We start from the raw sequence: 25101 nt of genomic DNA, 5'->3' as shown, positions 1-25101 counted from the left end.
GACGTGGTCAACGCCGTCCCCTCGCCGTGGAACTCCGCGAACCTCGTCACCATGGCGAGGATCCTGCTCGTCCCGTTCTTCGCGTGGGCGCTCCTCGTCGACGGCGGGGAGTCCGTCACGTGGCGCCTCGTCGCGACGGGCATCTTCGTCCTCGCCGCCACGTCGGACCGCCTCGACGGCTACCTCGCGCGGCGCTACGACCTCGTCACGGACCTGGGCAAGCTCCTCGACCCGATCGCGGACAAGCTGCTCGTGGGGACCGCCCTCGTGCTGCTGGCGTGGCCGCTCGGCGAGCTGCCCTGGTGGGTCCCCGTCGTCGTGCTCGCACGCGAGCTGGGCGTCACGCTCCTGCGGTTCGCCGTCCTCAAGTACGCGGTCATGCCCGCGTCCCGCGGCGGGAAGCTCAAGACCGTGCTGCAGACCGTCGCGATCACGCTCTTCGTGCTGCCGCTCGCGCACCTGCCGGCGTTCGTCGGCGTCGTCGCCTGGATCGTGCTCGCCGCGGCCATCCTCGTGACCGTCGTGACCGGCCTGGAGTACGCGTACCAGGGCTGGCGCCTGCGCCGCGACGCGGTGCGCGCGGCCCGGGTCGTCGAGCGGGGTCCGAGCACGGACGGCGCGCCCGTCTCGTGATCGAAGCTCCGGTCCCGCCGGGGAGCTCGTCGATCACCGGCCCGGACGTCCGGCCCGACGTCGTCGAGCTGCTCGGCGCTCTGGAGGCCCGCGGGTGGACCCTCGCGACGGCCGAGTCGCTCACGGGCGGCCTGCTCAGCGCGACGATCGTCGACGTGCCCGGCGCCTCGCGCGTGCTCCGGGGCGCCGTCGTCGCGTACGCGACCGACGTCAAGGAGTCGGTCCTCGGCGTCGACGGCGGTCTGCTCGCCGCGCACGGGGCCGTGCACCCGGAGGTCGCACGCCAGATGGCCGAGCGCGTGCGCGACGTGCTGAGGGCCGACGTCGGGGTCGCGACCACGGGCGTCGCGGGCCCCGACCCGCAGGACGGCCGGGCCCCGGGCACCGTCTTCGTCGCCGCGAGCGGACCGGGGGGCACGGAGGTGCGAGAGCTGCACCTGGCGGGCGACCGCACGGCCGTCCGCGCCGCCACCGTGGCCGCCGCGGTGGCCCTCGCGCGCGCGGCGGTCGGGCCCCGGCCACCGACGGCGTGACGATGCCCCCTGCCGGGTGAAATCGTCGGCGGGAGCGTCGGCCGCCCGGCCAGGCGTGGACCGGGCCGGAGGCGTCGTGGAGACGTCGTGAACGTGCCGCGGGGGAGCGGCCGGGAGGCCCGGCGCGGGAACAACACCCCACGTCGCGACGTTGCACAGCACGTGATCGCCAACAGGACCGTCAACCGACCGGTGGGACGCACGGACAACGCGCCCGCGCCCCGTCCCGCACGGGGCACCGGCGACGTGAGCGGACCGCGGGCGGGGTACGGTAGGACGACCCCGTCACGCGGGGCAGTGAACAGGAAGACCGGCACGAGCAGTTCGCGCACCCAGGTGGGGGCCTCTCCGGCTCCCGGGGGCGCACGGGACACGGAAGGGGGTCGCCAGATGATTGTTCTTCGACGAGAGATCGGGGACGTGCTGCGAGACGCTCGCCAGCGACAGGGGCGCACCCTGCGAGAGGTGTCCTCCGCCGCACGGGTTTCGCTGGGCTACCTCAGCGAGGTCGAGCGCGGTCAGAAGGAAGCGTCGTCGGAGCTCCTCGGCTCGATCTGCGAGGCGCTCGACATCCCGATGTCGTTGGTGCTGCGCGAGGTCAGCGACCGGGTCGCCGTCGCCGAGGGTCTGCTGATCCCCGACACCATCCCGGCCGACTTCGCGACGGCCGTGCTGGGTCGCCAGCATCCCGAGGGCACGGCACGCCGCGAGGACCTGCAGCCCGTCGGCTGACGGTCGGGCCGGGACCGGCCGCACCGGGAGCGGGGGCAGCGACGCCCGCCGTCATCCTGCTGCGGGCGGTGCCTGGCAGGTCGGACACCAGAAGATCGGACGGTCGTACGGGGGCTCGTTCGCCGTACCTTCCGCGACAGGCGTGCCGCACACGTGGCACGCCTTTCGTGTGCGCCCGTGCACGTGCCGCACGACGCCGGCGCGCGGGTCGAACCCGTGCCGCACCGTGCGCTGCATGAGCGTCCGCGCCGTGAGCAGGAGGCCCTCGAGGTCCTCGACGTCGCGGACGGGCGTCCACGGGTAGACGTGCTCGGCGAAGAGCGACTCGGCCGTGTAGATCGTGCCGATGCCGGCGACGAGGTGCTGGTCGAGCAGGGCCTCCGCGACGGGCACGCCCGTCGCGGCCCGCTCCGGCCGGTACCGGGGGCCGCTCCCGCCCGCCGCGTCGTCGGCCCGCATCCGCGCGGCCGCCTCGGGCAGCCCGGTCTCCGGGAAGTCGTCGCCGAGCACGTCGGGACCCAGCGGCCCGACGATCACGCGCTCGTCCGCGGTGCGCAGCACGTGCAGCATGCCGATCCGGTTCCCGACCGCCGTCCACCACTCGTTCGCGAGGACGACGCGCACGTTCGGCTCCGCCCCGCGCGCGTCGTGCGTGCCCGTCCGGGCGAGCCGCCACGACCCCTCCATGCGCAGGTGCGTGTGCAGGGACCGGCCGTCGTCGAACCGCGTGAACAGGTGCTTCCCGTAGGCCTGGTTCCCGACGACCGTCCGCCCGACCAGGTCGATCTCCGCGGCGCTCGGCCACCGCAGGTCCGAGCGGACCAGCACCCGGTCCTTGAGCGCCTCGTCGAGGCGGGCCGACACGAGACGCAGGATGTCACCCTCGGGCACGTGACCGCCCTCCGTGGTCGGGCACGCGCGACGACCGGCGCACGTCAGGCCGCCCGCAGGCCGCGCGGCGTCGCGCGGAAGCCGGCGTCGAGCAGCGCGCGCACCGCGTCGTCCGCCGGGGTCCGGGCCGTGCCGGCGCCCGCGAGGGCCTCGACGCCGTCGACGCGCTGCACCACGATCTTCCCGAGCGTGCCCGCCCGCACGGCGCGGACCAACGCCGCGCTCGCCTCGGCGAGGCGTGGGCCGTCCACGAAGGACAGCACGGACCGCCCGCCGCGCTCCACGTAGAGCGCGAGGTCGCCGTCGCTCAGCACGACGACGGCGCCCGCCTTGCGGCCCGGGCGGTGACCGCGCGAGCCCTCCCCGGTCGTGCCGTCCGTGCCGGGCGCGCCGGGTGCGCCCGGTCCGGTCGACGGGCGGGCGGGCCATGGCAGCGCCGCGCCGTAGGGGTTCGCCGGGTCCGTCGCGGCGAGCAGCACGGCGCCGGGACGCGGACCGCCGCGCGACGTCCGCGCGTCGGGGAGCGGGGCGAACGGGTCGGTCGCGGCCGCCGCGGCGTCGGCCTCGAGCGCGCGCTCGCGGTCCTGCGCGTCGGTCCGGAGCTGGTCGACCGCGCCGGGGAGCGCGAACTGCGAGCCGCCGAGGTGCTCGACGAAGTACCCGCGCCGCGCCGCCCCCGTGGCCTCCAGCTCGCTCAGCACGCGGTACACCGCGCGGAACGACCCCGCGACGCCCTCGGCGGGCGCGACGGCGCGCGTGAGCACGCCGTGGCGGTCGAGCAGGACGCGGGCGAGCGCGTGCGCCCGGCGGGTGGGGTCGGGCTCGCGCGGGGGCAGCGCCGACCACCGTCCGGCGCCGCCGCGCAGGGCCGTCTCGGGCGACGTCGGCGGTCGCAGGCCCGCGAACCGGCCGCGCGCGAGCGGCCGGGCACGCGCCGGGGCGCGCGGCGCGCGGTGGGTCCCCCCGGCGGCGCCGAGCCGTGCGCGCAGCGACCCGAGGCCGTCGTTCGTCACGTGGCCCGACCACACGAGGTCCCACAGCGCCTCGAGCGTCGGGACGGTCTCCGCGCCCGCGCGCTCGGCCAGCCGCGGGAGGAAGTACCCGCCCGAGCCCTCCAGCAGGTCGAGCAGCGTGGCGTGGAGGCCGGTCTCGGGCGCCGGGCCCGGGTCGGGCAGCGTGAGCGGCGCCCACTCCGCCAGGTGCAGGCTGACCAGACCGTCGCCGCCGCCCGAGCCGGGCAGCGGGGCGTGCCCGCACCACACGACCTCGCCGGTCGTCGTCAGCTCGTCGAGCATCGTCGGGGTGTAGTCGCTGACGCGCGCCGGGAGCACGAGGGTCTCGAGCGCCGACGCGGGGACGGCCGCGCCGGAGAGCTGCTCGACGACGCGCAGCAGCCCGTCGACGCCGCGCAGCGCGCCGAGACCCTGCCAGCGCGGGAGGAAGACGCCCAGCGTCTCGGCGGGGACGGGCTCCACCTCGGCGCGCAGCGCGGCGAGCGAGCGCCGGCGCAGGACGCGCAGCACCTCGGCGTCGCACCAGTCGTCGCCCGTGCCGCCGATCGCCTCCGGCCGCAGCCGCCCGCGCACGACGAGCCGGGCCGCCTCGAGCCGCTCGAGCGTCTGCACGACGACGGCGACGCCCAGCCCGAGGCGTGCGGCGAGGTCGGCGGCGGTGAACGGGCCGTGCGTGCGGGCGTGGCGGCGCACGAGGTCGCCGAGCGGGTCGGGGACGGGCTCGGTGAACACCTCGGGGATGCCGACGGGCAGCGCTACGCCGAGCGCGTCGCGCAGGCGGCCGGCGTCCTCCACGACCGCCCACTGCTGCGCACGCTCGGGCGCGACCCCCGCGAGCCGCACGGGCATGATGCGGCGCGCGGCCTCGAGCTCGCGCAGCCAGGCCGCGACGTCGGTGCGCACGTCCTCGCGGGTCCGCGCCGCGACCTCGGCCTCGGTGAGCGGGCCCAGCCGGCGCAGCACGTCCCACACGTCCTCGGCGTGCCGCGCCTGCCGCTCGGGCGCGAGCGCGCCGAGCTCGGCCTCGGTCCGCTCGATCTGGGCGGGGTCGAGCAGGTCGGCGAGCTGGGCCGCGACGCCGTCGCCGCCCAGGAGCTCGGCGAGGAGCGTGGGGTCGAGCGACAGCGCGGCGGCGCGGCGCTCCGCGAGCGGGGCGTCGCCGTCGTAGAGGAACTGGGCGGTGTACCCGAAGAGGAGCGACTGCGCGAAGGGCGACGGCGTCGGGGTCGTCACCTCGACGAGGCGCACGCGCCCGGCGGCGAGGTCGCGCATGAGGTCGGTGAGCGCCGCGACGTCGAAGTCGTCCTGCAGGCACTCGCGCGCCGCCTCGAGGACGATCGGGAACTCCGGGTACTCCGACGCCACCGACAGGAGCTGCGCCGAGCGCTGCCGCTGCTGCCACAGCGGCTGGCGCCGGTCCGGACGACGCCGGGGCAGCAGGAGCGCGCGGGCGGCGGCCTCGCGGAACCGCGACGCGAACATCACCGACCCGCCGAGCTCGTCGCGCACCGCGTCGAGCACGTCGTCCGGGTCGAGGAGCAGGTCCTCGACGCCGACGACGGGCGCGTCCCCGCCGAGGCCGCCCGAGCCGTCGGTCGCTCCCTCGAGCCACGAGTCCCCGGTGTCCGGGAGCCGCAGGACGATGCCGTCGTCGGCGTGCATCGCGGCGGCGTCGACCCCGTAGCGCTCGCGCAGGCGCGCGGCGAGCACGAGCGCCCACGGCGCGTGCACCTTCGCGCCGTACGGCGAGTGCACGACGACGCGCCAGTCGCCGAGCTCGTCGCGGAAGCGCTCGACGACGACCGTGCGGTCGTCCGGGACGCGCCCGGTCGCGTCGCGCTGCTCGCGCAGGTAGGCCAGCAGGTTGTCGCTCGCCCACGCGTCGAGGCCTGCCGTGCGGAGCCGGTCGGTCGCCGCGTCGGGGTCGGTGGCGGCGAGCGCGTCCGTCTCGCGCACCCACGCGCCGAGCGCACGGCCGAGCTCGGCGGGTCGGCCGGGGGAGTCGCCCTTCCAGAACGGCAGCCGCCCCGGGATGCCCGGCGCGGGCGTGACGAGCACGCGGTCGGGCGTGATGTCCTCGATGCGCCACGTGCTCGACCCGAGCGTGAACGTGTCGCCGACGCGAGACTCGTAGACCATCTCCTCGTCGAGCTCGCCGACGCGCTTGCCGCCGCGCGGGGCGCGGCCGCCCGCTGTGTCCGGGTCGCCCGCGACGGTCCCGGTCCCGGCGTCCGTGGCGAGGAACACGCCGTACATCCCGCGGTCGGGGATCGTGCCGCCGCTCGTCGCGGCGAGCCGCAGCGCGCCCGGTCGCCCGGTGAGCCGGCCCGACGCGCGGTCCCACACGATCCGCGCGCGCAGCTCGCCGAAGTCCTCGCTCGGGTAGCGGCCCGCGAGCATGTCGAGGACGGCGTGCAGCGACGCGTCGCCGAGGTGCGCGTAGGGCTCGCTGCGCCGCACGAGCGTCGCGAGCTCCGCGACCGTCCACTCGTCGACCGCGACCATCGCGACGACCTGCTGGGCGAGCACGTCGAGCGGGTTGGCGAGCACGTGGAGCTCCTCGATGCCGCCGGAGCGCATGCGCTCGGCGACGACCGCCGACGGCACGAGGTCGCCCCGGTGCGTCGGGAACACCACGCCGTGCGACACGGCCCCCACCTGGTGGCCCGCGCGCCCGATCCGCTGCAGGCCGGACGCGACCGAGGGCGGCGCCCCGACCTGGACCACGAGGTCCACCGCGCCCATGTCGATGCCGAGCTCGAGGCTCGACGTCGCGACCACCGCGGGCAGCCGGCCGTCCTTGAGCTCGGTCTCCGTGCGCGTGCGCTCGGCCCGGCTCATCGACCCGTGGTGCGCGCGGGCGATGACGGGCTCGACGCCCGAGCTCGCGCCCGACTGCGCCTGTACCTGCGCCGCGGTGACCGTGCCCGGGTCGAGCACGTCCTCGCCCTGGCGCTCGGCCCACAGCTCGTTCATGCGCGCCGTGAGGCGCTCCGCCCCGCGGCGCGAGTTCGTGAAGACCAGCGTGGAGCGGTGGTCGGTGACGAGGTCGACGACCCGCTCCTCGACGTGCGGCCAGACCGACGGGCGCGGCGGCCGGACGTCGGGCGCGCCCGTCGGGCGCGACGTCGCCGGGCCCGTGAGGTCGCGCTCGCCGGGGGGCAGGGGCGGCAGGCCGCCGTCCGACCGCGACCCGGCGTCCGGCACGAGCGCCGCCGTCCCGAGGTCCGAGAGGTCCGGGACGGGCACGACGACCTCGACCTCGATGCGCTTGCTCGACGGCGGCTGCACGACGACGACCTCGCGCCCGCCCTCGGCCTCGGGCCGGTGCCCGCCGAGGAAGGTCGCGACCGCCTCGACGGGGCGGACCGTGGCCGAGAGCCCGACGCGCTGCGCCGGGGGCCGCTCGTTCGCCTCGAGCAGCGCGTCCAGGCGCTCGAGCGACACGGCCAGGTGAGCGCCCCGCTTGGTGCCCGCCACCGCGTGGATCTCGTCGACGATCACCGTCTCGACGCCCACCAGCCCTGCGCGCGCCTGCGACGTCAGCACGAGGAACAGCGACTCGGGCGTCGTGATGAGGATGTCGGGCGGGTGGGTCGCGAGCCGGCGGCGCTCGCTCGTGGGGGTGTCCCCGGTGCGGGTGCCGACGACGACGTCCGGCACGTCGAGCCCGAGCCGCACCGCGGCCTGGCGGATGCCCGCGAGCGGCGAGCGCAGGTTCCGCTCGACGTCCGCGGCGAGCGCCTTGAGCGGGGAGACGTAGACGACGCGGCAGCGCGCCTCGCGAGCCGGGGCCTCGTCCGGGGGCGCGGCGAGGATCCGGTCGAGCGACCAGAGGAACGCGGCGAGCGTCTTGCCCGAGCCCGTCGGGGCGACCACGAGGGCGTGCCGGTCGCTCGACACGGCCTCCCACGCACCGGCCTGGGCGGCGGTCGGCGCGTCGAACGCACCCGAGAACCACGCGCGCGTGGGCGCGGCGAAGCGGGCGAGCGGGTCCGAGGTCACGCGCCCATTCTGGGGCTGCCCACCCACACGCGCCCGCCGCAGCGTGCCGGCGCCCCGGCGGCCCGCCCGTGCGCCCTCGGTGCGACCCCGGGGCGACGCGGTGCGGCCCGCGCGTCCCGGCGCGCGACCGGGCGGCCGCGGATCCGTGCAAGGCTTGGTCCGTGCGCTACCGCGAGTTCTCCGAGCTGGTCGACGAGGTGTTCGGTGCGGCCCTGGGCCGCGCCTACGTGCGCGAGCAGGTGCTGTCCGCGCTCGACGACCGGACCGCCGCCCAGGCGCTCGAGGACGGGGTCGAGCCGCGCGTCGTCTGGCACGCGCTGTGCGACGCGCTCGACGTGCCCGACGCGCGGCGCTGGGGGAACGACGACCACCGCCAGGCGCCGCCGCGCCGCTGACCGGCCCCGACCTGCCCGGCCCCGACCTGCCCCGACCTGCCCGGGACACGGGGACGCCCGAGGGGCGCACCCCGCCGTGCCCCGCGATGATGGCGGCATGAGCGTTCCCGCCCGCGGCCGCCTCGCCACGCTGCGCCTCACCGCCGCCGACGTGCGCGGCGCGGCCTGGTCGCTCGTCTCGACGGCGGCCGGGCTGGGGCTCGCGATCTGGGTCGTCCCCGGGGTCGAGGTGACCAACCCCTGGTCGCTCGTCCTCGCGGCGCTCGCGGTGGCGGTGGGCGACGCGCTGCTGCGCCCGGTGCTGCGCGGGGTCGCGCGCCGGTCCGGCGTCGTCGGCGCGCTCGTCTCGGGCGTGGTCGCCCAGGTCGCGGTCGCGTGGGCGGCGCTCACCTACCTCCCGGGGTTCCGCAGCGGGACGTGGACCGACGTCCTCGCCGTCCTCGTCATCGCGGCCGTGCTCATGGCGCTCGGGCGCTGGGTCGTCGGGGCGAGCGACAACGAGTACGTGATCGGGGACCTGCTCCGGCGCGCGCGACGCCAGGCGGGCGTGCCCCGGGGAGCCGCCGCGGGCGCCGCGGCGGAGCGCCCGGCGGGCCTGCTCGTCGTCCTGCTCGACGGCGTCGCGCGCCCCACGCTCGACTACGCCCTCCAGGCCGGCCTGGCCCCGACGCTCGCGCGGTGGCTCGGCGACGGCAGCCACCACCTCACGACGTGGTGGGCCCGTGTGCCCGCGACGACGCCGGCCTCGACCGTCGGGCTCCTGCACGGGTCGACCGAGCACGTCCCCGCCTTCCGGTGGTGGTCGCGCGCGCTGGGAAGGCTCGTCGTGACGAACCGGCCCGCGGACGCGGCGGCGGTCGAGGCGCGCACGAGCGACGGCGCGGGTCTGCTCGCGGGGGGCGGCGTGGCCGTCTCGACGATGTTCTCCGGGGACGCGGCGACGAGCCTGCTCGTCATGAGCCGGGCGCGCGAGGGCCTGGGGCCCGGACAGATGTTCGTGCACTTCTTCGCGAGCCCGTTCGTCCTCGTGCGCGCCGTGGTCGTCGCGCTCGGCGAGCTGCTCAAGGAGCTCTACCAGGGCTGGCAGCAGGCCGTGCGCGGCGTCGAGCCGCGCGTCTCGCGCCTCGGCTGGTACCCGGTGCTGCGCGCCGTGACGAACGTCGTGCTGCGCGACCTCAACACGACGCTCGTCGCGGAGCAGCTCGTGCGCGGGGCGCCCGTCGTCTGCGTCGACCTCGTGGACTACGACGAGATCGCGCACCACGCCGGGCCGCTGCGGCCCGAGTCGCTGCGCGCGCTCGAGGGACTGGACCGCGTCGTCGGGCTCTGGGAGCAGGTCGCGGCCGTCGCGCCCCGGCGCTACGACGTCGTCGTGCTCTCGGACCACGGGCAGTCGCTCGGCCCGACGTTCGAGCAGGTCACCGGGCGGTCCTTCCTCGACGAGGTGCGACGCCTCATGGCGCTCGACCCGCCCGGTGACGGGGCTCGTGCGGACGACGACGGCCGCGCGCGTGACGGCGCCGGGTCCGCCCGGGGTGAGGGCCGGCGTCGGGCGACGGCCCCGGACAGCGAGGCGTGGGGCCCCGCGAACACGGCTCTCAACGCGCTGCGGCCCGGGCAGCCGGACGCGCAGGCGGGCCGCATGCTCGTGGGCCCGGACCGCTCCGAGCGCCGCGCCGACGCCGCACCCGCCCTGCCCGAGCTGCCCGAGGTCGCGGTCGTCGGGTCGGGCAACCTCGGGATGGTGTGGTTCCCGCGCGAGCCGCGGCGCCTCACGGGCGACGAGGTCCGCGCCCGGTGGCCCGCGCTGCTCCCGGGTCTCGTCGCGAACCCCGCGGTCGGCGTCGTCGTCGAGCGCGGCCCGCGCGGGGAGGTCCGGGCGCACGGCCGTGGTGGCTCGCGCGACCTGCTGACGGGCGAGGTCGTCGGCGCCGACCCGGTCGCGTCGTTCGGGTCGCGCGCGGCGGCGGACCTCGTGCGCGTCGCCGGGCTGGAGGACGCCGGGGACCTCGTGCTCGTGTCCAGCGTCGACGAGGTCGGGATGGTGCACGCGTTCGAGGGCCTGGTCGGGTCGCACGGCGGCCTCGGCGGGGCGCAGAACCAGGCGGTGCTGGTGCACCCCGCGCACCTCGCGGTGCCCGACGACGAGCTCGAGGACGTCGACGGCACGCCGATGCTCGTCGGGGCGGAGGCGGTGCACCGCCGGCTCGTCGCGTGGCTTACCGACCTGGGGGTACGGCCGCCGGTGGCCGAGGACGCGCCGGGCCGGGGGAGCGGCGCGTGAGCGTCACCGTGACGTGGCTGGGCCACTCGAGCGCGGTCCTCGACCTCGCCGCGACCCCCGGCGGGCCGACGGTGCGGCTCGTGACCGACCCGCTCCTGCACCGGCACGCGGGCATGCTCCGCCGGCGCGGCGAGCAGCCGGCCCCGGTGTGGCGGGGCGGCGACGCCGTCCTGCTGTCCCACCTCCACCACGACCACGCCGAGCTGCGGTCGCTGCGGCTCCTCGGCGACGTGCCGGTCCTCACGGCGCCCGCCAACGCGCGGTGGCTGCGCGGCAAGGGGCTGCGCGGCGTCGGGCTGGGCGACGAGTGGCACGCGGTGGGCCCGCCGGGGGCCGGGGTCGAGACGCGGCTCGTCACCGCGGTGCACGGGCACCGGCCGATGCCGCACCGGCCCAACGCCGCGAACGGTCACCTCGTGCGGACCACCGGTCCCGACGGTCTGCGCGTGTGGGTGGCGGGCGACACCGAGCACCACCCCGGGATGGCGCACCTCCCGGCGCTCGCGGGCGGCCCGGTGGACGTGGCCCTCGTGCCGGTCGGCGGGTGGGGGCCGCGGCTCTCGGGCGGGCACCTGGGCCCGGTGCAGGCCGCGCGGGTGTGCGCCGAGGTCGGGGTGCGGGTCGCGGTGCCGGTGCACTGGGGGACGCTGCACGCGCCGGGCGGCCAGCACCTGCCGCGCGGCTGGATGGACCACGCGGGCGCGGCCTTCGAGGCGGCCGCGCAGCGCGAGGCGCCCGGGACGCGGGTCGTCGTCCTGCGGCCCGGCGAGTCGTGGTCCGCGGACGACGACGGGTGAGCCCGCGAGTCGCGGACACGCCGGGGCGGGTTCCGTGATCGAACACGTGTTCGGCTAGAGTTGTGCACAGGGCGCGCTCCGGCGGGCCCGGGACGCCGGTCCGGCACGACGGTCCCCAGGTCCGGGGCTCGTCGGAACCGCGTGTCGGTGGCTGCCCGTAACGTCGGGCCACAACGAACAGATGGACGTCGAACCGAAGGTGGACTGACATGCCCGCACCCGCAGACCGCGAGAAGGCGCTCGAGGCAGCCCTCGCCCAGATCGACCGGAGCTTCGGCAAGGGCTCCGTCATGCGCCTCGGCGAGGAGGGCCGCGCCCCCGTCGAGGTCATCCCCACGGGCTCCATCGCGCTGGACATCGCGCTCGGCATCGGCGGCCTGCCGCGCGGGCGCGTCATCGAGGTGTACGGCCCGGAGTCCTCCGGAAAGACGACCGTGGCGCTGCACGCCGTGGCCAGCGCCCAGCGCGCCGGCGGCATCGCGGCGTTCATCGACGCCGAGCACGCCCTCGACCCGGAGTACGCCAAGAAGCTCGGCGTCGACACCGACGCCCTGCTCGTCTCCCAGCCGGACACGGGGGAGCAGGCGCTCGAGATCACGGACATGCTGATCCGCTCGGGCGCGCTCGACATCATCGTCATCGACTCCGTCGCGGCCCTCGTGCCCAAGGCGGAGATCGAGGGCGAGATGGGCGACAGCCACGTCGGCCTCCAGGCCCGCCTCATGTCGCAGGCGCTGCGCAAGATCACCGGTGCGCTCAGCGCGTCCGGCACGACCGCGATCTTCATCAACCAGCTCCGCGAGAAGATCGGCGTGTTCTTCGGCTCTCCCGAGACGACGACCGGTGGCAAGGCGCTGAAGTTCTACGCCTCGGTCCGTCTCGACATCCGCCGCATCGAGACCCTCAAGGAGGGCACCGACGCGGTCGGCAACCGGACCCGCGTGAAGGTCGTCAAGAACAAGATGGCGCCGCCGTTCAAGCAGGCCGAGTTCGACATCCTCTACGGGGTCGGCATCTCCCGCGAGGGTGGCCTCATCGACATGGGCGTGGAGCACGGGTTCGTGCGCAAGTCCGGGTCGTGGTTCACCTACGGCGGCGACCAGCTCGGGCAGGGCAAGGAGAACGCGCGCTCGTTCCTGCGCGACAACCCCGACCTCGCGAACGAGCTCGAGAAGAAGATCAAGGAGAAGCTCGGCGTCGGGGCCAAGGTCGACGCACCGGCCGACCCGGCCGCCGGCGTGACCGTCGCGGCCGACGCCGCCGCGGCCGCTCCGGCCAAGGCGACCGCCGCGGCCGGCAAGGGGAAGAAGTCGCCGTTCTGATCGGCGAGCAGGACGGGGTCGAGGGTGCCGAGCCCGTCGACCCGTCCGCGGAGGACGACGGGCGCCGCACCGGCCGCAAGGCCGGGCGGCGCCCGCGCCCGTCGCTGCACGAGCTCGTGGAGCGCGGCGAGATCAGCGACGCCGACCTCGCCGAGCGCGCCCGCGAGACCGTCCTGCGCATCCTCACCGCGGCACCGAAGAGCCGCGCGGAGATCACGCAGTCGCTGGCGCGCAAGGGCTACCCGGAGCACGTCGTGCTGCCCATCCTCGACCGCTTCGAGGAGGTCGGGCTCGTCGACGACGCGCAGTACGCGGAGATGATCGTCCGCACGCGGCACGCCGAGCGGGGGCTGTCCCGCCGCGCGATCTCGACCGAGCTGCGCCGGCGGGGGATCGACGGCGAGGTCGGCGCGGCCGCGCTCGAGCAGGTCGACGACGACTCCGAGGCGGACGCCGCCCTGGCCCTCGCGCGGGCACGTCTCGCCAGGACCCGCGGCCTCGACCGCGACGTGCGCGTGCGACGGACGGTCGGCGCGCTCGCCCGCAAGGGGTACAGCCCCGGGCTGGCCTTCGAGATCGTGCAGCGCGAGCTCGACGCGGAGGAGTGACCGCTCGACCGGCCCGGACGGGCCGCCTGCGGCCCACCCTGTGGCAGAGCGGCCCGTCGCCCGCCCGAGCACGGGCGGGCGACGGGTGCGTCAGCGCACGGTGGACGTAGTCGGGGCGTCCTCCGTGGGGCCGCCCGCGACCGCCGTCGGGTTGCCGATGCCCGGTCCCGCAGCCGTGGCGCCCGCGGTGCGCCCGCTGAGGAAGCGTGAGAGCCACTGGGCCAGGGCGGTCAGGGCGTAGTTGATGACGATGAAGATGACCGCGGCGACCGTGAGGGTCTGCAGGGTGTTGCCGAAGGCCGTGCCGAGGATCTGCGCGGCCCGCAGCAGCTCGGGGTACGTGATGATCTGCCCGAGCGCGGTGTCCTTGAGCACGACGACGAGCTGGGACACGAGCGCGGGCAGCATCGCGATGAGCGCCTGCGGGAGCTGGATCGACCGCAGGGTCTGCCCGCGCGTCAGGCCGATCGCCACGCCGGCCTCTCCCTGGCCCTTCGGCAGGTTGCCGACGCCGGACCGGACGAGCTCGGCGATCACCGAGCCGTTGTAGAGCACGAGGGAGATCACGACCGCGAGGAACGGGGCGTCCGGGACCTTCTGCAGCCCCAGCAGGAGCCAGAAGAAGATCATCATGAGGAGCACCGGCACGGCGCGGAAGAACTCGACGACGACACCGCACGCCCAGCGCAGCGCGCGCACGTGCGAGAGCCGGCCGGAGCCGAAGACCAGCCCGAAGATCACGGCACCGACGATCGCGAACCCGGCGGCGCGCAGCGTGTTCTGCAGGCCCGGCAGGAAGAAGTTCTCCCACGCGTTGGCGGTGAAGACGGGACCCCACTGCTCCCACGAGAGCTGGCCCTTGCGTCCGAGCTCCAGCAGCACGAGCACGGCGATCCCGATCACGATCACGGCGCCGATCACGTTGCCGACGGCGATCGCGCGCCGGGCCCGGGGCCCGGGGGCGTCGAAGAGGACGGACTGACGCGGGGCGCTCATCGGCGGACCGCCAATCGGGTCGAGAGCGAGGTGGTGAGCAGGCCGATCGGGATGACGAGGATCACGTAGCCGATCGCGAAGGTGAGGAAGATCGCGTAGATGTAGTTCGAGTTGAACTCGATCATCGTGCGCATGAGGCTCGACGTCTCCGTCGTGACGCTCGCGGCGGCCGCGACGGTGGAGTTCTTGAGCAGCGCGATGAGGGTGTTGCCGAGGGGGGCGATGGCGCCGCGGAACGCCTGCGGGAGGATGACGAGGCGCGCGGCGGGAGCGAAGGAGAGGCCGATCGCCCGGGCTGCCTCGGCCTGGCCGATCGGCACCGTGTTGACGCCCGAGCGGATCGCCTCGCACACGAAGGCGGCGTGGTAGACGGTCAGGCCGATGACCGCGAACCGGAAGAAGTTCGTCGGGAAGTCGGGGGACAGGCTGATCTGCAGCTGGGTCCACACCGCGAGGACCATGAACGTCATGATGATCGTCAGCGGCGTGTTGCGCAGGAGGTTCACGTAGGTCGAGCCGGCCCACCGCAGGCTCGAGACGGGGGAGATCCGCATGAGCGCGAGCGCCGTGCCGAGGATCAGGGAGAAGATCGCAGCCCAGAACGTCAGCTGGATGTTCACCCAGAACGCTCCGAGCACGTCGTAGGTGCTGAGGAGCTCGGTGAACTGAGAGAGGTAGTCACCCACGGTTGGTCATCCTCCGGGAGGGCGTGGTCGTGGACCGACCGGACGAGGCCGGGGAGCGGAGCGCGGCACGCCGCGCTCCGCTCCCCGGCAGAGAGGTCAGGCGCAGGGGTCGACCGTCGGCGGGTTCTCGCTCGCGTTCGGCGTGTACCCGGTGCCCTCGGTGTTCTTGCTGACGAACTCCTCCCAGGAACCGTCCTCGATCATCTTCTCGATCGCGGCGTTGACGTCCTCGCAGACGTCGTTGTCCTGGGGCAGGCCGACGCCGTAGCGCTCGGTCGAGAACGGCGCCCCGACCACCTTCACCTTGCCCTGGTTCTGCGGCTGCGCCGCGAGGCCCGCGAGGATGATGTCGTCGGTCGTGACGGCGTCGACCTGGCCGGCCGTGAGCGCGGTGACGCACTCCGCGTACCCGGGGCGCTCGAGGAGCTGCACGCCCGCGGCGTACTCGTCCTTGATGCGCTGCGCCGACGTCGAGCCCGTGACGGAGCAGAGGTTCTTGCCCTCGAGCGACTCCGGGCCGGTGATGTCGGTGTTGTCCTCGGCGACGAGCAGGTCCTGCCCGGCGACGAAGTACGGCCCGGCGAACGCGACCGTCTCCTTGCGCGTGTCCGTGATGGAGTACGTCGCGAAGATCATGTCGACCTGACCGGTCTGGAGCATCGTCTCGCGCTGCGCGGACGGTGCCTCGACCCACTCGATCTGGTCCGGGGAGTAGCCGAGCTCGCCCGCCACGTAGGTCGCGACGTCGACGTCGAAGCCCGTGTAGGTCGACCCGTCCTGGAACCCCAGGCCGGGCTGGTCGAACTTGATGCCGATCTTGACCGTCTCGCCGCCGCCGTCGCCGCTGCCTCCGGCGGACTGCTCGGGGTCCGTGGTCGTGCTGTCGTCGCCGACGTCGCCGCTGCTGCACGCTGCGAGCGTGAGCGCGGTGAGAGCGGCCAGCACGGCAGCACCTGCGTGTCGTGTGCGCATCGTTCCTACCCTTCGTGAGTGGTGGTCGTCCGACGACGGTGTGCCTCGTCGGTCGGCCGGGTGTGGGGGGCCGGGCGGCCCGGTCCGTGGTGGTCGGTGCGTGGTGAGGGTGCGGGACCTCAGTGCGTGAGGATCTTGGAGAGGAAGTCCTTGGCCCGCTCGCTCTTCGGCGCGGTGAAGAACTCCTCGGGGTGCGCCTCCTCGACGATCTGGCCGTCCGCCATGAAGACCACGCGGTTCGCGGCCTTCCGGGCGAAGCCCATCTCGTGGGTGACGACGATCATGGTCATGCCCTCCTTGGCGAGCGAGACCATGACGTCCAGGACCTCGTTGATCATCTCGGGGTCGAGCGCCGACGTGGGCTCGTCGAACAGCATGACCTTGGGTTTCATCGCGAGGGCCCGGGCGATGGCGACGCGCTGCTGCTGGCCGCCCGAGAGCTGGGCCGGCATCTTCTGCGCCTGGTTCTTCACGCCGACCCGGTCGAGGAGGGCGAGGGCGCGCTCCTTCGCGTCCTTGCTCCGCTCGCGCCGCACCTTGACGGGCCCGAGCGTCACGTTGTCGAGGATCGTCTTGTGCGCGAAGAGGTTGAAGGACTGGAAGACCATGCCGACGTCGGAGCGCAGCCGCGCGAGCGCCTTGCCCTCCTGGGGGAGCGGCTCGCCGTCGACGAGGATCTCGCCCGAGTCGATCGTCTCGAGCCGGTTGATCGCCCGGCACAGGGTCGACTTGCCCGAGCCGGAGGGCCCGATGACGACGAGCACCTCGCCGCGCCGGACCGTGAGGTTGATGTCGCGCAGCACGTGGAGCTCGCCGAAGTGCTTGTTCACGTCGCGCAGCTCGACGAGCGGCTCACCGAGGACCTGCTCGGCGGGGAGGGGCTGAGCGTCCTGAGCGCTGCGCTGCGCGTCGGACGGCGAAGGGGTTTCGTCGGCCATTCCTGGACACTATGTCCCTTCTGTTGCACGGTGCCACCTCACCCGGCAACAACCGGGCAACAGTTCAGTAACACGGCACCCGGAGCCGTACCCTGGACGGTGATGTCCACGATCGCCCCCGCCCCCGTCCCGGCCGCCCCCGCACCGCACGCCACCGCCGCTGCGCCGGCCGACGACGCGCACCCCCGCACCTACGTCGTGCGCACCCTCGGGTGCCAGATGAACGTCCACGACTCCGAGCACATGGCGGGGATGCTCGAGCAGGCGGGCTACACGCGGGCGAGCGCGCAGGACGAGGCCGCGAACCGCGCGGACGTCGTCGTCATCAACACGTGCGCCGTGCGCGAGAACGCCGCGACGCGCCTCTACGGCAACCTCGGCCAGCTCGCCTCGGTGAAGGCCGCGCGACCCGGCATGCAGATCGCCGTCGGCGGCTGCCTCGCGCAGAAGGACCGCGGCACCATCGTTGAGAAGGCCCCCTGGGTCGACGTCGTGTTCGGCACCCACAACCTCGACGCCCTGCCCGTCCTGCTCGAGCGCGCGCGCCACAACGAGGCGGCGCAGGTCGAGATCGCCGAGTCGCTGCAGGTGTTCCCCTCCACGCTGCCGACGAAGCGCGAGTCCGTCTACGCGGGGTGGGTGTCGATCAGCGTCGGCTGCAACAACACGTGCACGTTCTGCATCGTGCCGCACCTGCGCGGCAAGGAGCGCGACCGCCGTCCGGGCGAGGTCCTCGCCGAGGTGGGCGCGCTCGTCGAGGCCGGTGCCATCGAGGTGACGCTGCTCGGTCAGAACGTCAACAGCTACGGCGTCGAGTTCGGCGACCGGGGTGCGTTCGCCAAGCTCCTGCGCGCGTGCGGGACGATCGACGGGCTCGAGCGCGTGCGGTTCACGTCGCCGCACCCGGCCGCGTTCACCGACGACGTCATCGCGGCCATGGCCCAGACGCCGAACGTCATGCCCCAGCTCCACATGCCGCTCCAGTCGGGCTCCGACCGCGTGCTGCGCGCGATGCGCCGCTCCTACCGCTCCGAGCGGTTCCTCGGGATCCTCGACCGCGTCCGGGCCGTCATGCCCGACGCCGCGATCACCACCGACATCATCGTGGGCTTCCCCGGCGAGACCGACGAGGACTTCGCGGAGACGATGCGGGTCGTCGAGGCGTCGAGGTTCTCCTCCGCGTTCATCTTCCAGTACTCGCCGCGCCCCGGGACGCCGGCCGCGACGATGGACGGCCAGCTCCCCAAGGAGGTCGTGCAGGAGCGCTTCGAGCGGCTCCAGGCGCTCCAGGAGCGGATCGCCGGCGAGGAGTCCGCACGCCAGGTGGGGCGGACGATCGACGTCCTCGTCGGCGAGGGCGCAGGGCGCAAGGACGGTGCGACGCACCGCGTGACGGGCCGCGCCCCCGACAACCGCCTCGTGCACCTCGCGCTCCCCGCGGCCGTCGTGGCCGGGGCGCCCGACGACGCCCCGTCCGACGGGACCGGCACGCCCGGGTCCGTGGACCCGCGCCTCGCGGACGACCTCGACGTCCGCCTGCCGCGTCCCGGCGACGTCGTCACCGTCGAGGTCACCCGCTCCGCGCCGCACCACCTCATCGCGGACTCGGCGCTCGCGGGCGGCACGTTCGCCGTGCGCCGGACCCGCTCGGGTGACGCGTGGGCGAAGCGCGAGCGCGCCCGCCTGGGCGGTGGCGACGACGACCACGGCCACGGGCACGGCGGCGGCGCGCCGTCCGGCCCGGTCGCCCTGGGGCTCCCGACGCTCCGCGCCTGAACGGCGGGGTCCGGGACCCCGACGGCGGGCGCGCACGACGGCGCCAGGACGTCAGTCGTCCAGGGTCCCCGGCGGGAGCTGGGCGCCGATGGCGTGGAAGAGCTGCACGGCCGTGCCGAGCCCGCACGAGACGGTCTGGGCGAGCTGGTCGTCGGTCGCGCCGTGCTCGAGGTCGACGGAGACCTCGGCGTAGAGCGCGAGACGTCCGCCCTCCTCGCGCACGTAGACCTTGGGCCAGATGCGCTCGCGGTTCCAGTCGTTGACGGTCTGGAGCGTGACGAGGCGCGACTCGACGGGGAGCGTCGTCGACCAGCGGCCGCGGACCTGGAGGATCTCCGACCGGTCCCCGAGCAGCAGGAACCAGAAGCGGTGACCGTCCCACGTACCCGTGATGTCGCCGTCGTCGTCCACGCGGAAGTGGTAGCCGCGGCGCGTCAGGTGGTCGCCGATGCGCGCCATCGACAGCGCGCGCGGCAGCTCCTCCTCGCGCGGGAGCGAGTCCGGCGCCTTGGGCCGGCGGTTGCCGAACAGGCGCGTGAACCAGTTGGTGCGGGCCTGCGTCATGGCGCCTGCCTCGCGGGGTCGGGGTAGAACTCGTCGAGCGCGTCGAAGAACATCGACCCCGTGCTCAGGCCGCACTGGAGGAGCTGGTCGAGCTGGTCGTCCGTCACGCCGTGCTCGAGGTCGACCGTGACCTCGGTGAAGACCTGGATCATCCCGTTGTCGCGGACACGCGTGTAGGTCTTGGGCCAGATCCGGTCGGCGTTCCACTCGTTGCAGAACTCGAGGATCTCCTCGAGGCGCTCGAGCGCGAGGTCGCGGTTCCACTGGCCGCGCACCTGGAGGATCTCGTCGTCGTTGCCGAAGAGCAGGAAGTAGAACAGGCGGCCGTGCCACAGCCCGCCGACGTCGCCGTCGGAGTCGACGAAGTAGCTGTACCCGCTGTCGGTGATCCACTCGACGACCCGCGAGAGCGTGAGCGGTGTGGGAGGCCGCAGGACGTCGGTCGCGACCTGACCCAGCTCGCGTGCCAGCAGGTCCTCGACCTGCGACTGCAGGTCGTCCGCCGGTCGGGCCGCGCCGGACCGGCCCCCGTCCTGCGCCCCGCCGGGATTCCCGTCCCGCCGGTCGTCGTCGTCCCGCGCCCCGAAGAACCTCACCTCCCTACCGTACTCGCGCGCGCCCGCGGACGCCGCATCGCGGGCCGTCCGGGGAGGCACGGCGAGGGTGGGGGAGCGGGCACCACTACGGTGGGACGGTGACCGTCCGCGCCGTCGTGCTCCCCGGAACCGCCCTGCTCGTCCCGGGAGCGGCCGGTGCCGCCTCGGTCCTCGGGCCGGTGCGCGACGCCGCGCTCGCGGCGCTCGCCGACCTCGTGGCGGGCCCGCCCGGTGAGGCGGGTGCGTCGGCCGTGGTCGTGGTCGCCCCGGGAGCCGCGCGCGCCCGCGGCGCCGCCCGGGCCTCGCTCGCCGCGGCGGGTGTCGCGGACCGGTGGATCGACCCCGCGTGGGCCGCCGCCACGCGACCGCTCGACCGACCCGTCGCCGGGACGGCCGCCTCCGTGGCGCTCCTCGCGCTCGCCGGTGCGGGCTGGACCGGTCCCGTCGACGTCGTGGAGCTCGGTGGCGCGGCGACGCGGACGGCGGCAGGTGCGATCACGGAAACGAGCTTGGAGACGAGTACGGAGACGAGCTCGGGGACGAGCACGGAGGCGGGTGCGGCGACGGAGACCGTCCTGGACGCCGCCCGAGAACTCGGTGCGGAGCTCGCCCGGGAGGGGGCGCGGCTCGTCGTCGTGCACGACCCGCGTGCGCCCCTGCCGCAGGCCGTGCTCGACGGGTTCGTCGCCGCGGCGGGCGCCGAGGCCGCGCCGGTCGCGACGGCCGACGAGCCGGACCCCGTCGCGGCGGTCCGGCGGTACGAGGTCCGCGCCCCCGCAGCCGTCGCCCGCCCGGCGGGGCCCGCCGCCCGCCCGGCGGGGCCCGCCGTCAGCCGCTGAGGCCCGTCCCGACGGCAGCCGCCTCGTCGTCGCGCCCGAGCCGGCGCAGTGCCGCGACCATCTCGTTGCCCACCATCGCGCGCGACTCCGCGTCGTGGACGATCGCGAAGCCCTCCATGGCCGACTCGAGCAGCTCCACCGCGTCCGTGTCCTTCCCCGCCGCGCAGCGCGAGCGCCCGGCGAGCCAGAAGGCGTGCGCCGCGTCGCGGACGTCCCCCGCACGGGCGAACTCCTCGGCGACGGACTCCGCGAGCGTCGCCGCCGCGTCGAGCTCGCCCGCGGTGGCGAGCAGACGGGCGCGCGTGTCGTCGAGGTCGCGGCGCTCGCGAGCGTCGGCCGCCGCGTCGCGCTCGACGAGCTCGGCGGCCCGCGGCGCCGGCGCGACGTCGGTGACCTCGCCCGCTGCGGCCAGGTCGTCGAGCGTGCGCTCGACCTGGGCCAGGGCGGCGGTCACGTCGCCCCGCCCGGCCTCGAGCCGCGCGTAGGCACGCACGACCTGCCCGACGAACCGGGGCGCGACACCACCGGCCCGCAGGAGCGCGAGCGCGTGCAGGAAGGCGGGCGCGGCGCCCTCGTCGTCGCCCTCGAGCGCGGCGAGCTGCGCCGCCTCGGCGAGCGCGAAGCCGGCGCGGTCGAGGTGGCCGGAGCTCTCCAGGTGCGACGACGCGCGACGCAGGAGGCGTGCCGCCCGGACCGGGTCGTCACCCGCGACGTCGTCGGCGAGCGCGAGCAGGCCGTCGGCGTCGGTGGGCTCGTCGGTGCCCTCCGCCGGGACTCCGCCGGTGACCGCGGACTCCTCCGGCGCGAGCCCGGCGGGGAGGTCCGACGGACCGCTCGTCGCGCCCTCGGCCACGGCGACGGGCCGCGGCGACGCAGGCGGGGCGTCCAGGGAGAGCACCGCCAGGTCGACGGGGAGCGTGCGCGCGCCGCGCTCCCACGCGGCGCGCAGCCGCTCGGACGCCGCCGTCGTGCCGTTGCGCGCGTCGAAGGACTGCGCGAGGGCGGCCGCCTCGCCGCGCACCCACGCGTCGAGCTCCGCGAGCGTCGTCGCGGGAACGTCCCGCAGGGCGAGCGCGGTGTCGCCGTGGTCGGCCCGCAGGACGCCCGTCGCGACGCTCACGCTCGTGAGGAAGCCGAGCCGGTCGCCCGGCGAGTCCGCCTCCGTGAGGAAGGCCTGGTGCTCCACGAGCAGGCGCAGCGCGCGCGACGCGTTGCCCGTCCGGGCGAGGAACTCCACGTGACGACCCTTCGGGCCCGTCATCGTCACCCCGGTGTCGAGGTGGCGCAGCCCGCGGCGGTGCGTGCGGGCCGCCGCCTCGGCGTCGCCGACCTCCACGTACGCGAGCTGGAGGTGGGACAGCATGTCGCCCGGCTCGGTGGCGCACGACGGCGATCCCTGGAGCACGCCCTCGAGCAGGCGGATGCCCTCGTCGTGCCGGCCCGTCTCGAAGAGGTACGCCGCGCGGTCGCCCGGCTCGCACGCCTCGCACTGCGAGTAGTCGTCGCGCGGGGTCGCGACCCACGCGCGGTACGCGTCCTCGACGTCCGCGCCGCCACGCTCGCGCGCCCACTCGAAGCGCTCCAGGGCGACGGCGTTCGTGCCGTTGCCCGCGAGCGCGTACCGGCGCGCCATGTCGTCGAGCGTGCGCTCGATCTGCGCGGCGGGGACGTCGGGGAACTCCATGAGGTGCCCGACCATCCACTTGAACGACCAGAACAGCGAGTGCGTGTCCTCGGCGTCGAAGTGCTCGGGGTGCTCGTCCCACCAGCGCAGCATCTTGGTGAACGGCAGGTACGCCTTGGTCACCTCGCCGCCCCACACGTACGACTCGACGAGGACGAACTGCGCGTAGGCGCGCGCGGCGTCAGGGCCCTCGGCCTCGACGCGCTCGAGCTCGGCCGCGGCGGCCGTGGAGCGCGCGAGGCCGTAGGGCATGCGGCGGACGTCGTACAGGGCGGCGTTCACCTGGTCCACGGACCGGGTCATCGGTTCTCCTCGTCGGCAGGGGGGTCGGGTTCCGTGGCGGGGTCCTGCCCGGCCGCGAGGGCGCGGGCGAGCAGGAGCGACAGGGAGTCGTTCATGAGGGTCGCCTCGACGGGCTGGAGCGCCTTGCCGGACGCGAGCACCGCCGTGACGTAGAGGGAGCGGGCACCCGCGGCGCGCACCTGCGCGTCGGGGCTCGCGAGCAGGTCGCGCACCGTGGCGTTGGCGTCGTTGAGGACCAGGCGGCGGGGGCGGGCCGGGGCGCTGAGGCCCGCGAGGATCTCGCCCCAGAGGTCGTCCGTCTCCGCGACGCGGGCGGCCTCGCGCGCGTGGTCGCCCTCGCGGTCGTGCAGGAGCATGGCCGGGAGGGCGTCGGGCTCGTACCGGCGCAGCACGACGTCGCAGTCCTGCTCGGCGAGCGCGGCGTCGAGCGACGCGAGCGCGTCGGCGACCTCGAGCTCGCGCAGCGGCTCGACCTCCGTGAGGACGTGCGCGACGTCCGCGGCCGAGACGGGCGACAGCCGCCACTGCGGGAACCGCGCCGCGACGCGCTCGAGCAGGTCGGCGTCGTAGACGTAGCCGCCGTTGACGACCGCGAGCCCCTGCGCCGCCGCGACGGGCGCGATGCGCCGGAACTCCTCGACGCTCGCCGTGTACAGCAGGCGCCCGTCGGGGTGGTCGGTCGCGAGGTCCGCCAGCGTCGTGGCCCCACTCGTCGTCTCGAAGGGCAGCACGCGCGCGGCGACGTCGAGCATCTCGTCGTCGGTGAGCGCGAGCGCGCGCACGGCGAGGTGGTGGGTCTCGAGGAAGCGCCGCGCGAGGACCGAGTCCGTCGCGAGCGTCTCCAGCAGCCACCGTCGCACCTGCGCCCCGAGCGCGTCGCGGGTCGCGAGCAGGACCTCGTCCTCGTACAGCCCCTCGCGCGACGCCGTCGGGCGCAGCACGGACGCGTCGAGGACGCACCGCACGAAGAACGCCCACGGGGGCAGCAGGTCGTCGACCGCGCTGCCCAGGAGCATGCGCTTGAGGTAGACCCGGTGCCGCGACGTCGTGGTCGGCGCGACCGCGGCCGGGAGCACGTACGCGACGCCCGTCAGGCCGGCGAGCGGCAGGTCGAGGTCGATCCGTGCGAGCGGGGTGAAGCCGAGCGTGCGCTCGGCGTAGCCGGCGAGCGCGGCGTCGCGGGCCGCGGGCGTCGGGTGCGCAGCGCGCCACGGCAGGTCCTCCCCGCTGAGCCGGCGCACCGCGACCGGGGCGTCGCCGCCCGCGCCGCCGTCACGGCCCTCGCCGGGGCCGCCGTCGAGACGCGTCTCGACGAGCAGCTCGACCGGCAGGAGCGAGCCGAAGTCCTGGGCGAGCGCGACCACCGACTCCGGGGCGAGCCAGTGCTCGGTGTCCCGCCGCGGGTGCAGCCGGACGACGCTCCCGGGCTCGGCGGGTGCCGCCGGGTCGTCCGGCGCGAGCTCGACGAGCTCGTACCGGCCGTCGGCGCGGCCGCGCCAGCGCACGGGGACGGGCGCGTCGCCCGACGCCGTGCGGCGAGCGGAGCGCGAGACGAGCTCGATCTCGTCGGCGACCATGAACGCGGACAGGAGCCCGATGCCGAACTGACCGAGGAACTCCTCGCGACCCGTCCCGAGCTCGACGTCGCGCTTGGAGCTGCGCCCGATGGTCGCGAGCAGCTCCTGCGCCTCGTCCCGCGCGAGGCCGACACCCGAGTCGTGCACCTCCAGGCCTCCGTCGGGCAGCGGACGGAGCAGGATCCGCGCCGGCGCCTGCGGTCCCTCGAGCCCGGCGCGCGCGGTGATCGCGTCGACGCCGTTCTGCAGCAGCTCGCGCAGGTAGACGCGGGGGCTCGAGTACAGGTGCCGGGCCAGGAGGTCGACGACGCCCCGCAGGTCGACCTGGAAGGCCGTCGTCGCCTCCTCGCCCGGGGCGCCGTCCGGAGCGGTGCGGCCCGCGGTGGTCTCGTGCGTGCCGGTCACCGCGCGTCGACGTCGGCGCCGCCCTCGGCCACGGTCTGCGCGGCCGTGTCGGGGAAGCGGGCGTCGAGCGCGTCGAAGAACTGCAGGCCCGTGAACAGGCCGCACTCGATGAGCTGGCCGAGCTGGTCGTCCGCGACGCCGAACTCCAGGTCCGTCGCGACCTCGGTGTAGACCGCGAGCTGGTCGTCCTCGACGCGCGCGTAGACCTTCGGCCAGATCTTGTCGCGGTTGAACTCGTTGGCGACGAGCGCGACCTGCGCCTCGGCCGACGCCGGGAGCGTCCGGTTCCACCGGCCGCGGACCTGCAGGATCTCCTGCTTCTCACCCATGAGGAAGAAGAAGAACACCTTGCCGTCCCAGTTGCCGCCCAGGTCCCCGTCCGAGTCGACGAAGTACCGCCACTCGCGGCTCGTGAGGAACGCCTCGACGCGCTCGCGCGTCAGCGGCGCGTTCTGGCTCGTCGGTGCGGCGTCCGGCTTGGTGAAGAAACCCATGTTCTCGAGTCCTTGTCGTCTGAGAGGTCGTGCGAGGTCGTCGTGCTGAGGTCGTACG

21 protein-coding genes are annotated in these 25101 nt (G+C 75.2%); 10 read left to right on the top strand and 11 right to left on the bottom strand.

Annotated elements, in window-relative coordinates:
* The first annotated feature begins 3 nt into the window (after positions 1-3).
* The 3 genes from pgsA to B9L22_RS17465 all read left to right on the top strand — a co-directional run bounded on the left by pgsA (position 4) and on the right by B9L22_RS17465 (position 1898).
* The gene (gene pgsA, locus B9L22_RS17475; RefSeq protein ID WP_021483781.1) at positions 4-633 is read left to right on the top strand and encodes a CDP-diacylglycerol--glycerol-3-phosphate 3-phosphatidyltransferase; all 630 of its coding nucleotides are present in this window, start codon (positions 4-6) and stop codon (positions 631-633) included.
* On the top strand, positions 630-1166 hold the full coding sequence (locus tag B9L22_RS17470) for a CinA family protein (protein ID WP_369824862.1): 537 nt from the start codon (positions 630-632) through the stop codon (positions 1164-1166). Before pgsA ends, B9L22_RS17470 begins: the two co-directional genes overlap by 4 nt.
* 390 nt (positions 1167-1556) lie before the next feature.
* On the top strand, positions 1557-1898 hold the full coding sequence (locus B9L22_RS17465) for a helix-turn-helix domain-containing protein (protein WP_021483863.1): 342 nt from the start codon (positions 1557-1559) through the stop codon (positions 1896-1898).
* 51 nt (positions 1899-1949) lie between these two features.
* Here the strand turns inward: B9L22_RS17465 and B9L22_RS17460 are convergent, their stop codons facing one another.
* Together B9L22_RS17460 and B9L22_RS17455 are read right to left on the bottom strand one after the other, a co-directional pair.
* Positions 1950-2789 (bottom strand): DNA-formamidopyrimidine glycosylase family protein, encoded by an 840-nt coding sequence (locus B9L22_RS17460; protein WP_061267560.1) that lies wholly within the window; start codon positions 2787-2789, stop codon positions 1950-1952.
* Positions 2790-2833: 44 nt separating this feature from the next.
* A complete protein-coding gene (locus B9L22_RS17455) occupies positions 2834-7807 on the bottom strand; it encodes a DEAD/DEAH box helicase (RefSeq protein ID WP_086151311.1) in 4974 nt (1657 codons plus the stop codon).
* A 161-nt stretch (positions 7808-7968) separates the two neighbouring features.
* On the opposite strand from B9L22_RS17455, the gene B9L22_RS17450 reads away from it, so the two are divergent.
* The 5 genes from B9L22_RS17450 to B9L22_RS17430 all read left to right on the top strand — a co-directional run bounded on the left by B9L22_RS17450 (position 7969) and on the right by B9L22_RS17430 (position 13213).
* Positions 7969-8202, top strand: coding sequence for a DUF3046 domain-containing protein (locus B9L22_RS17450; RefSeq protein WP_034655650.1), 234 nt, complete (start codon positions 7969-7971; stop codon positions 8200-8202).
* Between the two features lie 97 nt (positions 8203-8299).
* On the top strand, positions 8300-10486 hold the full coding sequence (locus B9L22_RS17445; protein ID WP_086151310.1) for an alkaline phosphatase family protein: 2187 nt from the start codon (positions 8300-8302) through the stop codon (positions 10484-10486).
* The gene (locus B9L22_RS17440; protein ID WP_086151309.1) at positions 10483-11283 is read left to right on the top strand and encodes an MBL fold metallo-hydrolase; all 801 of its coding nucleotides are present in this window, start codon (positions 10483-10485) and stop codon (positions 11281-11283) included. The genes B9L22_RS17445 and B9L22_RS17440 overlap by 4 nt, the downstream gene beginning before the upstream one ends.
* 209 nt (positions 11284-11492) lie before the next feature.
* Positions 11493-12605, top strand: a complete 1113-nt coding sequence (recA, locus tag B9L22_RS17435) for a recombinase RecA (protein ID WP_086151308.1) — start codon at positions 11493-11495, stop codon at positions 12603-12605.
* 116 nt (positions 12606-12721) lie between these two features.
* Complete coding sequence (locus tag B9L22_RS17430; protein ID WP_233140217.1) at positions 12722-13213, top strand: regulatory protein RecX; 492 nt, start codon at positions 12722-12724, stop codon at positions 13211-13213.
* Positions 13214-13303: 90 nt separating this feature from the next.
* Here B9L22_RS17430 and B9L22_RS17425 read toward each other — a convergent pair whose 3' ends face one another.
* The 4 genes from B9L22_RS17425 to B9L22_RS17410 form a co-directional block, all read right to left on the bottom strand.
* Entirely contained in the window at positions 13304-14209 is a 906-nt protein-coding gene (locus B9L22_RS17425; protein ID WP_086151307.1) for an amino acid ABC transporter permease, read from the bottom strand.
* Positions 14206-14895, bottom strand: a complete 690-nt coding sequence (locus tag B9L22_RS17420; RefSeq protein ID WP_021482422.1) for an amino acid ABC transporter permease — start codon at positions 14893-14895, stop codon at positions 14206-14208. Before B9L22_RS17420 ends, B9L22_RS17425 begins: the two co-directional genes overlap by 4 nt.
* A 96-nt stretch (positions 14896-14991) precedes the next feature.
* On the bottom strand, positions 14992-15867 hold the full coding sequence (locus B9L22_RS17415) for a glutamate ABC transporter substrate-binding protein (protein ID WP_086151306.1): 876 nt from the start codon (positions 15865-15867) through the stop codon (positions 14992-14994).
* 119 nt (positions 15868-15986) lie between these two features.
* Positions 15987-16805, bottom strand: a complete 819-nt coding sequence (locus B9L22_RS17410; protein WP_034655661.1) for an amino acid ABC transporter ATP-binding protein — start codon at positions 16803-16805, stop codon at positions 15987-15989.
* Between the two features lie 102 nt (positions 16806-16907).
* Between B9L22_RS17410 and miaB the strand changes: the two genes are divergently transcribed.
* A complete protein-coding gene (gene miaB / locus B9L22_RS17405; RefSeq protein ID WP_086151305.1) occupies positions 16908-18581 on the top strand; it encodes a tRNA (N6-isopentenyl adenosine(37)-C2)-methylthiotransferase MiaB in 1674 nt (557 codons plus the stop codon).
* Positions 18582-18632: 51 nt separating this feature from the next.
* Here the strand turns inward: miaB and B9L22_RS17400 are convergent, their stop codons facing one another.
* Both B9L22_RS17400 and B9L22_RS17395 read right to left on the bottom strand, forming a co-directional pair.
* A complete protein-coding gene (locus B9L22_RS17400) occupies positions 18633-19145 on the bottom strand; it encodes a YbjN domain-containing protein (protein WP_021483660.1) in 513 nt (170 codons plus the stop codon).
* The gene (locus B9L22_RS17395; RefSeq protein WP_081599986.1) at positions 19142-19741 is read right to left on the bottom strand and encodes a YbjN domain-containing protein; all 600 of its coding nucleotides are present in this window, start codon (positions 19739-19741) and stop codon (positions 19142-19144) included. Before B9L22_RS17395 ends, B9L22_RS17400 begins: the two co-directional genes overlap by 4 nt.
* 98 nt (positions 19742-19839) lie before the next feature.
* Here B9L22_RS17395 and B9L22_RS17390 point away from each other — a divergent pair, with 98 nt between their 5' ends.
* Positions 19840-20580: a hypothetical protein gene (locus B9L22_RS17390; protein ID WP_086151304.1), complete on the top strand. Its 741-nt coding sequence runs from the start codon at positions 19840-19842 to the stop codon at positions 20578-20580.
* Here the strand turns inward: B9L22_RS17390 and B9L22_RS17385 are convergent.
* Genes B9L22_RS17385 through B9L22_RS17375 form a run of 3 tightly spaced genes read right to left on the bottom strand, consistent with a single transcriptional unit; the run spans position 20570 to position 25043 of the window.
* Positions 20570-22567 (bottom strand): hypothetical protein, encoded by a 1998-nt coding sequence (locus B9L22_RS17385; RefSeq protein ID WP_086151303.1) that lies wholly within the window; start codon positions 22565-22567, stop codon positions 20570-20572. The two genes, B9L22_RS17390 and B9L22_RS17385, sit on opposite strands and share 11 nt — an antisense overlap.
* Positions 22564-24549 carry an HSP90 family protein gene (locus B9L22_RS17380; protein WP_086151302.1) on the bottom strand — a complete coding sequence of 662 codons (1986 nt, stop codon included), beginning with the start codon at positions 24547-24549 and terminating at the stop codon, positions 22564-22566. Before B9L22_RS17380 ends, B9L22_RS17385 begins: the two co-directional genes overlap by 4 nt.
* On the bottom strand, positions 24546-25043 hold the full coding sequence (locus tag B9L22_RS17375) for a YbjN domain-containing protein (RefSeq protein WP_021483506.1): 498 nt from the start codon (positions 25041-25043) through the stop codon (positions 24546-24548). Before B9L22_RS17375 ends, B9L22_RS17380 begins: the two co-directional genes overlap by 4 nt.
* Between the last annotated feature and the right edge of the window lie 58 nt (positions 25044-25101).

It is taken from the genome of Cellulosimicrobium sp. KWT-B (genome assembly GCF_002127155.1).
Classification (GTDB): domain Bacteria; phylum Actinomycetota; class Actinomycetes; order Actinomycetales; family Cellulomonadaceae; genus Cellulosimicrobium; species Cellulosimicrobium funkei.
This window is presented reverse-complemented; position numbering and strand designations above follow the sequence as displayed.

Bases quoted from the DNA above. Each gene is read 5' to 3' on its own strand.
- B9L22_RS17465 (WP_021483863.1), top strand. From the start codon at position 1,557: ATGATTGTTCTTCGACGAGAGATCGGGGACGTGCTGCGAGACGCTCGC.
- B9L22_RS17445 (WP_086151310.1), top strand. From the start codon at position 8,300: ATGAGCGTTCCCGCCCGCGGCCGCCTCGCCACGCTGCGCCTCACCGCC.
- recA (WP_086151308.1), top strand. From the start codon at position 11,493: ATGCCCGCACCCGCAGACCGCGAGAAGGCGCTCGAGGCAGCCCTCGCC.
- B9L22_RS17425 (WP_086151307.1), bottom strand. From the start codon at position 14,209: ATGAGCGCCCCGCGTCAGTCCGTCCTCTTCGACGCCCCCGGGCCCCGG.
- B9L22_RS17415 (WP_086151306.1), bottom strand. From the start codon at position 15,867: ATGCGCACACGACACGCAGGTGCTGCCGTGCTGGCCGCTCTCACCGCG.
- B9L22_RS17410 (WP_034655661.1), bottom strand. From the start codon at position 16,805: ATGGCCGACGAAACCCCTTCGCCGTCCGACGCGCAGCGCAGCGCTCAG.
- miaB (WP_086151305.1), top strand. From the start codon at position 16,908: ATGTCCACGATCGCCCCCGCCCCCGTCCCGGCCGCCCCCGCACCGCAC.
- B9L22_RS17400 (WP_021483660.1), bottom strand. From the start codon at position 19,145: ATGACGCAGGCCCGCACCAACTGGTTCACGCGCCTGTTCGGCAACCGC.
- B9L22_RS17385 (WP_086151303.1), bottom strand. From the start codon at position 22,567: ATGACCCGGTCCGTGGACCAGGTGAACGCCGCCCTGTACGACGTCCGC.
- B9L22_RS17375 (WP_021483506.1), bottom strand. From the start codon at position 25,043: ATGGGTTTCTTCACCAAGCCGGACGCCGCACCGACGAGCCAGAACGCG.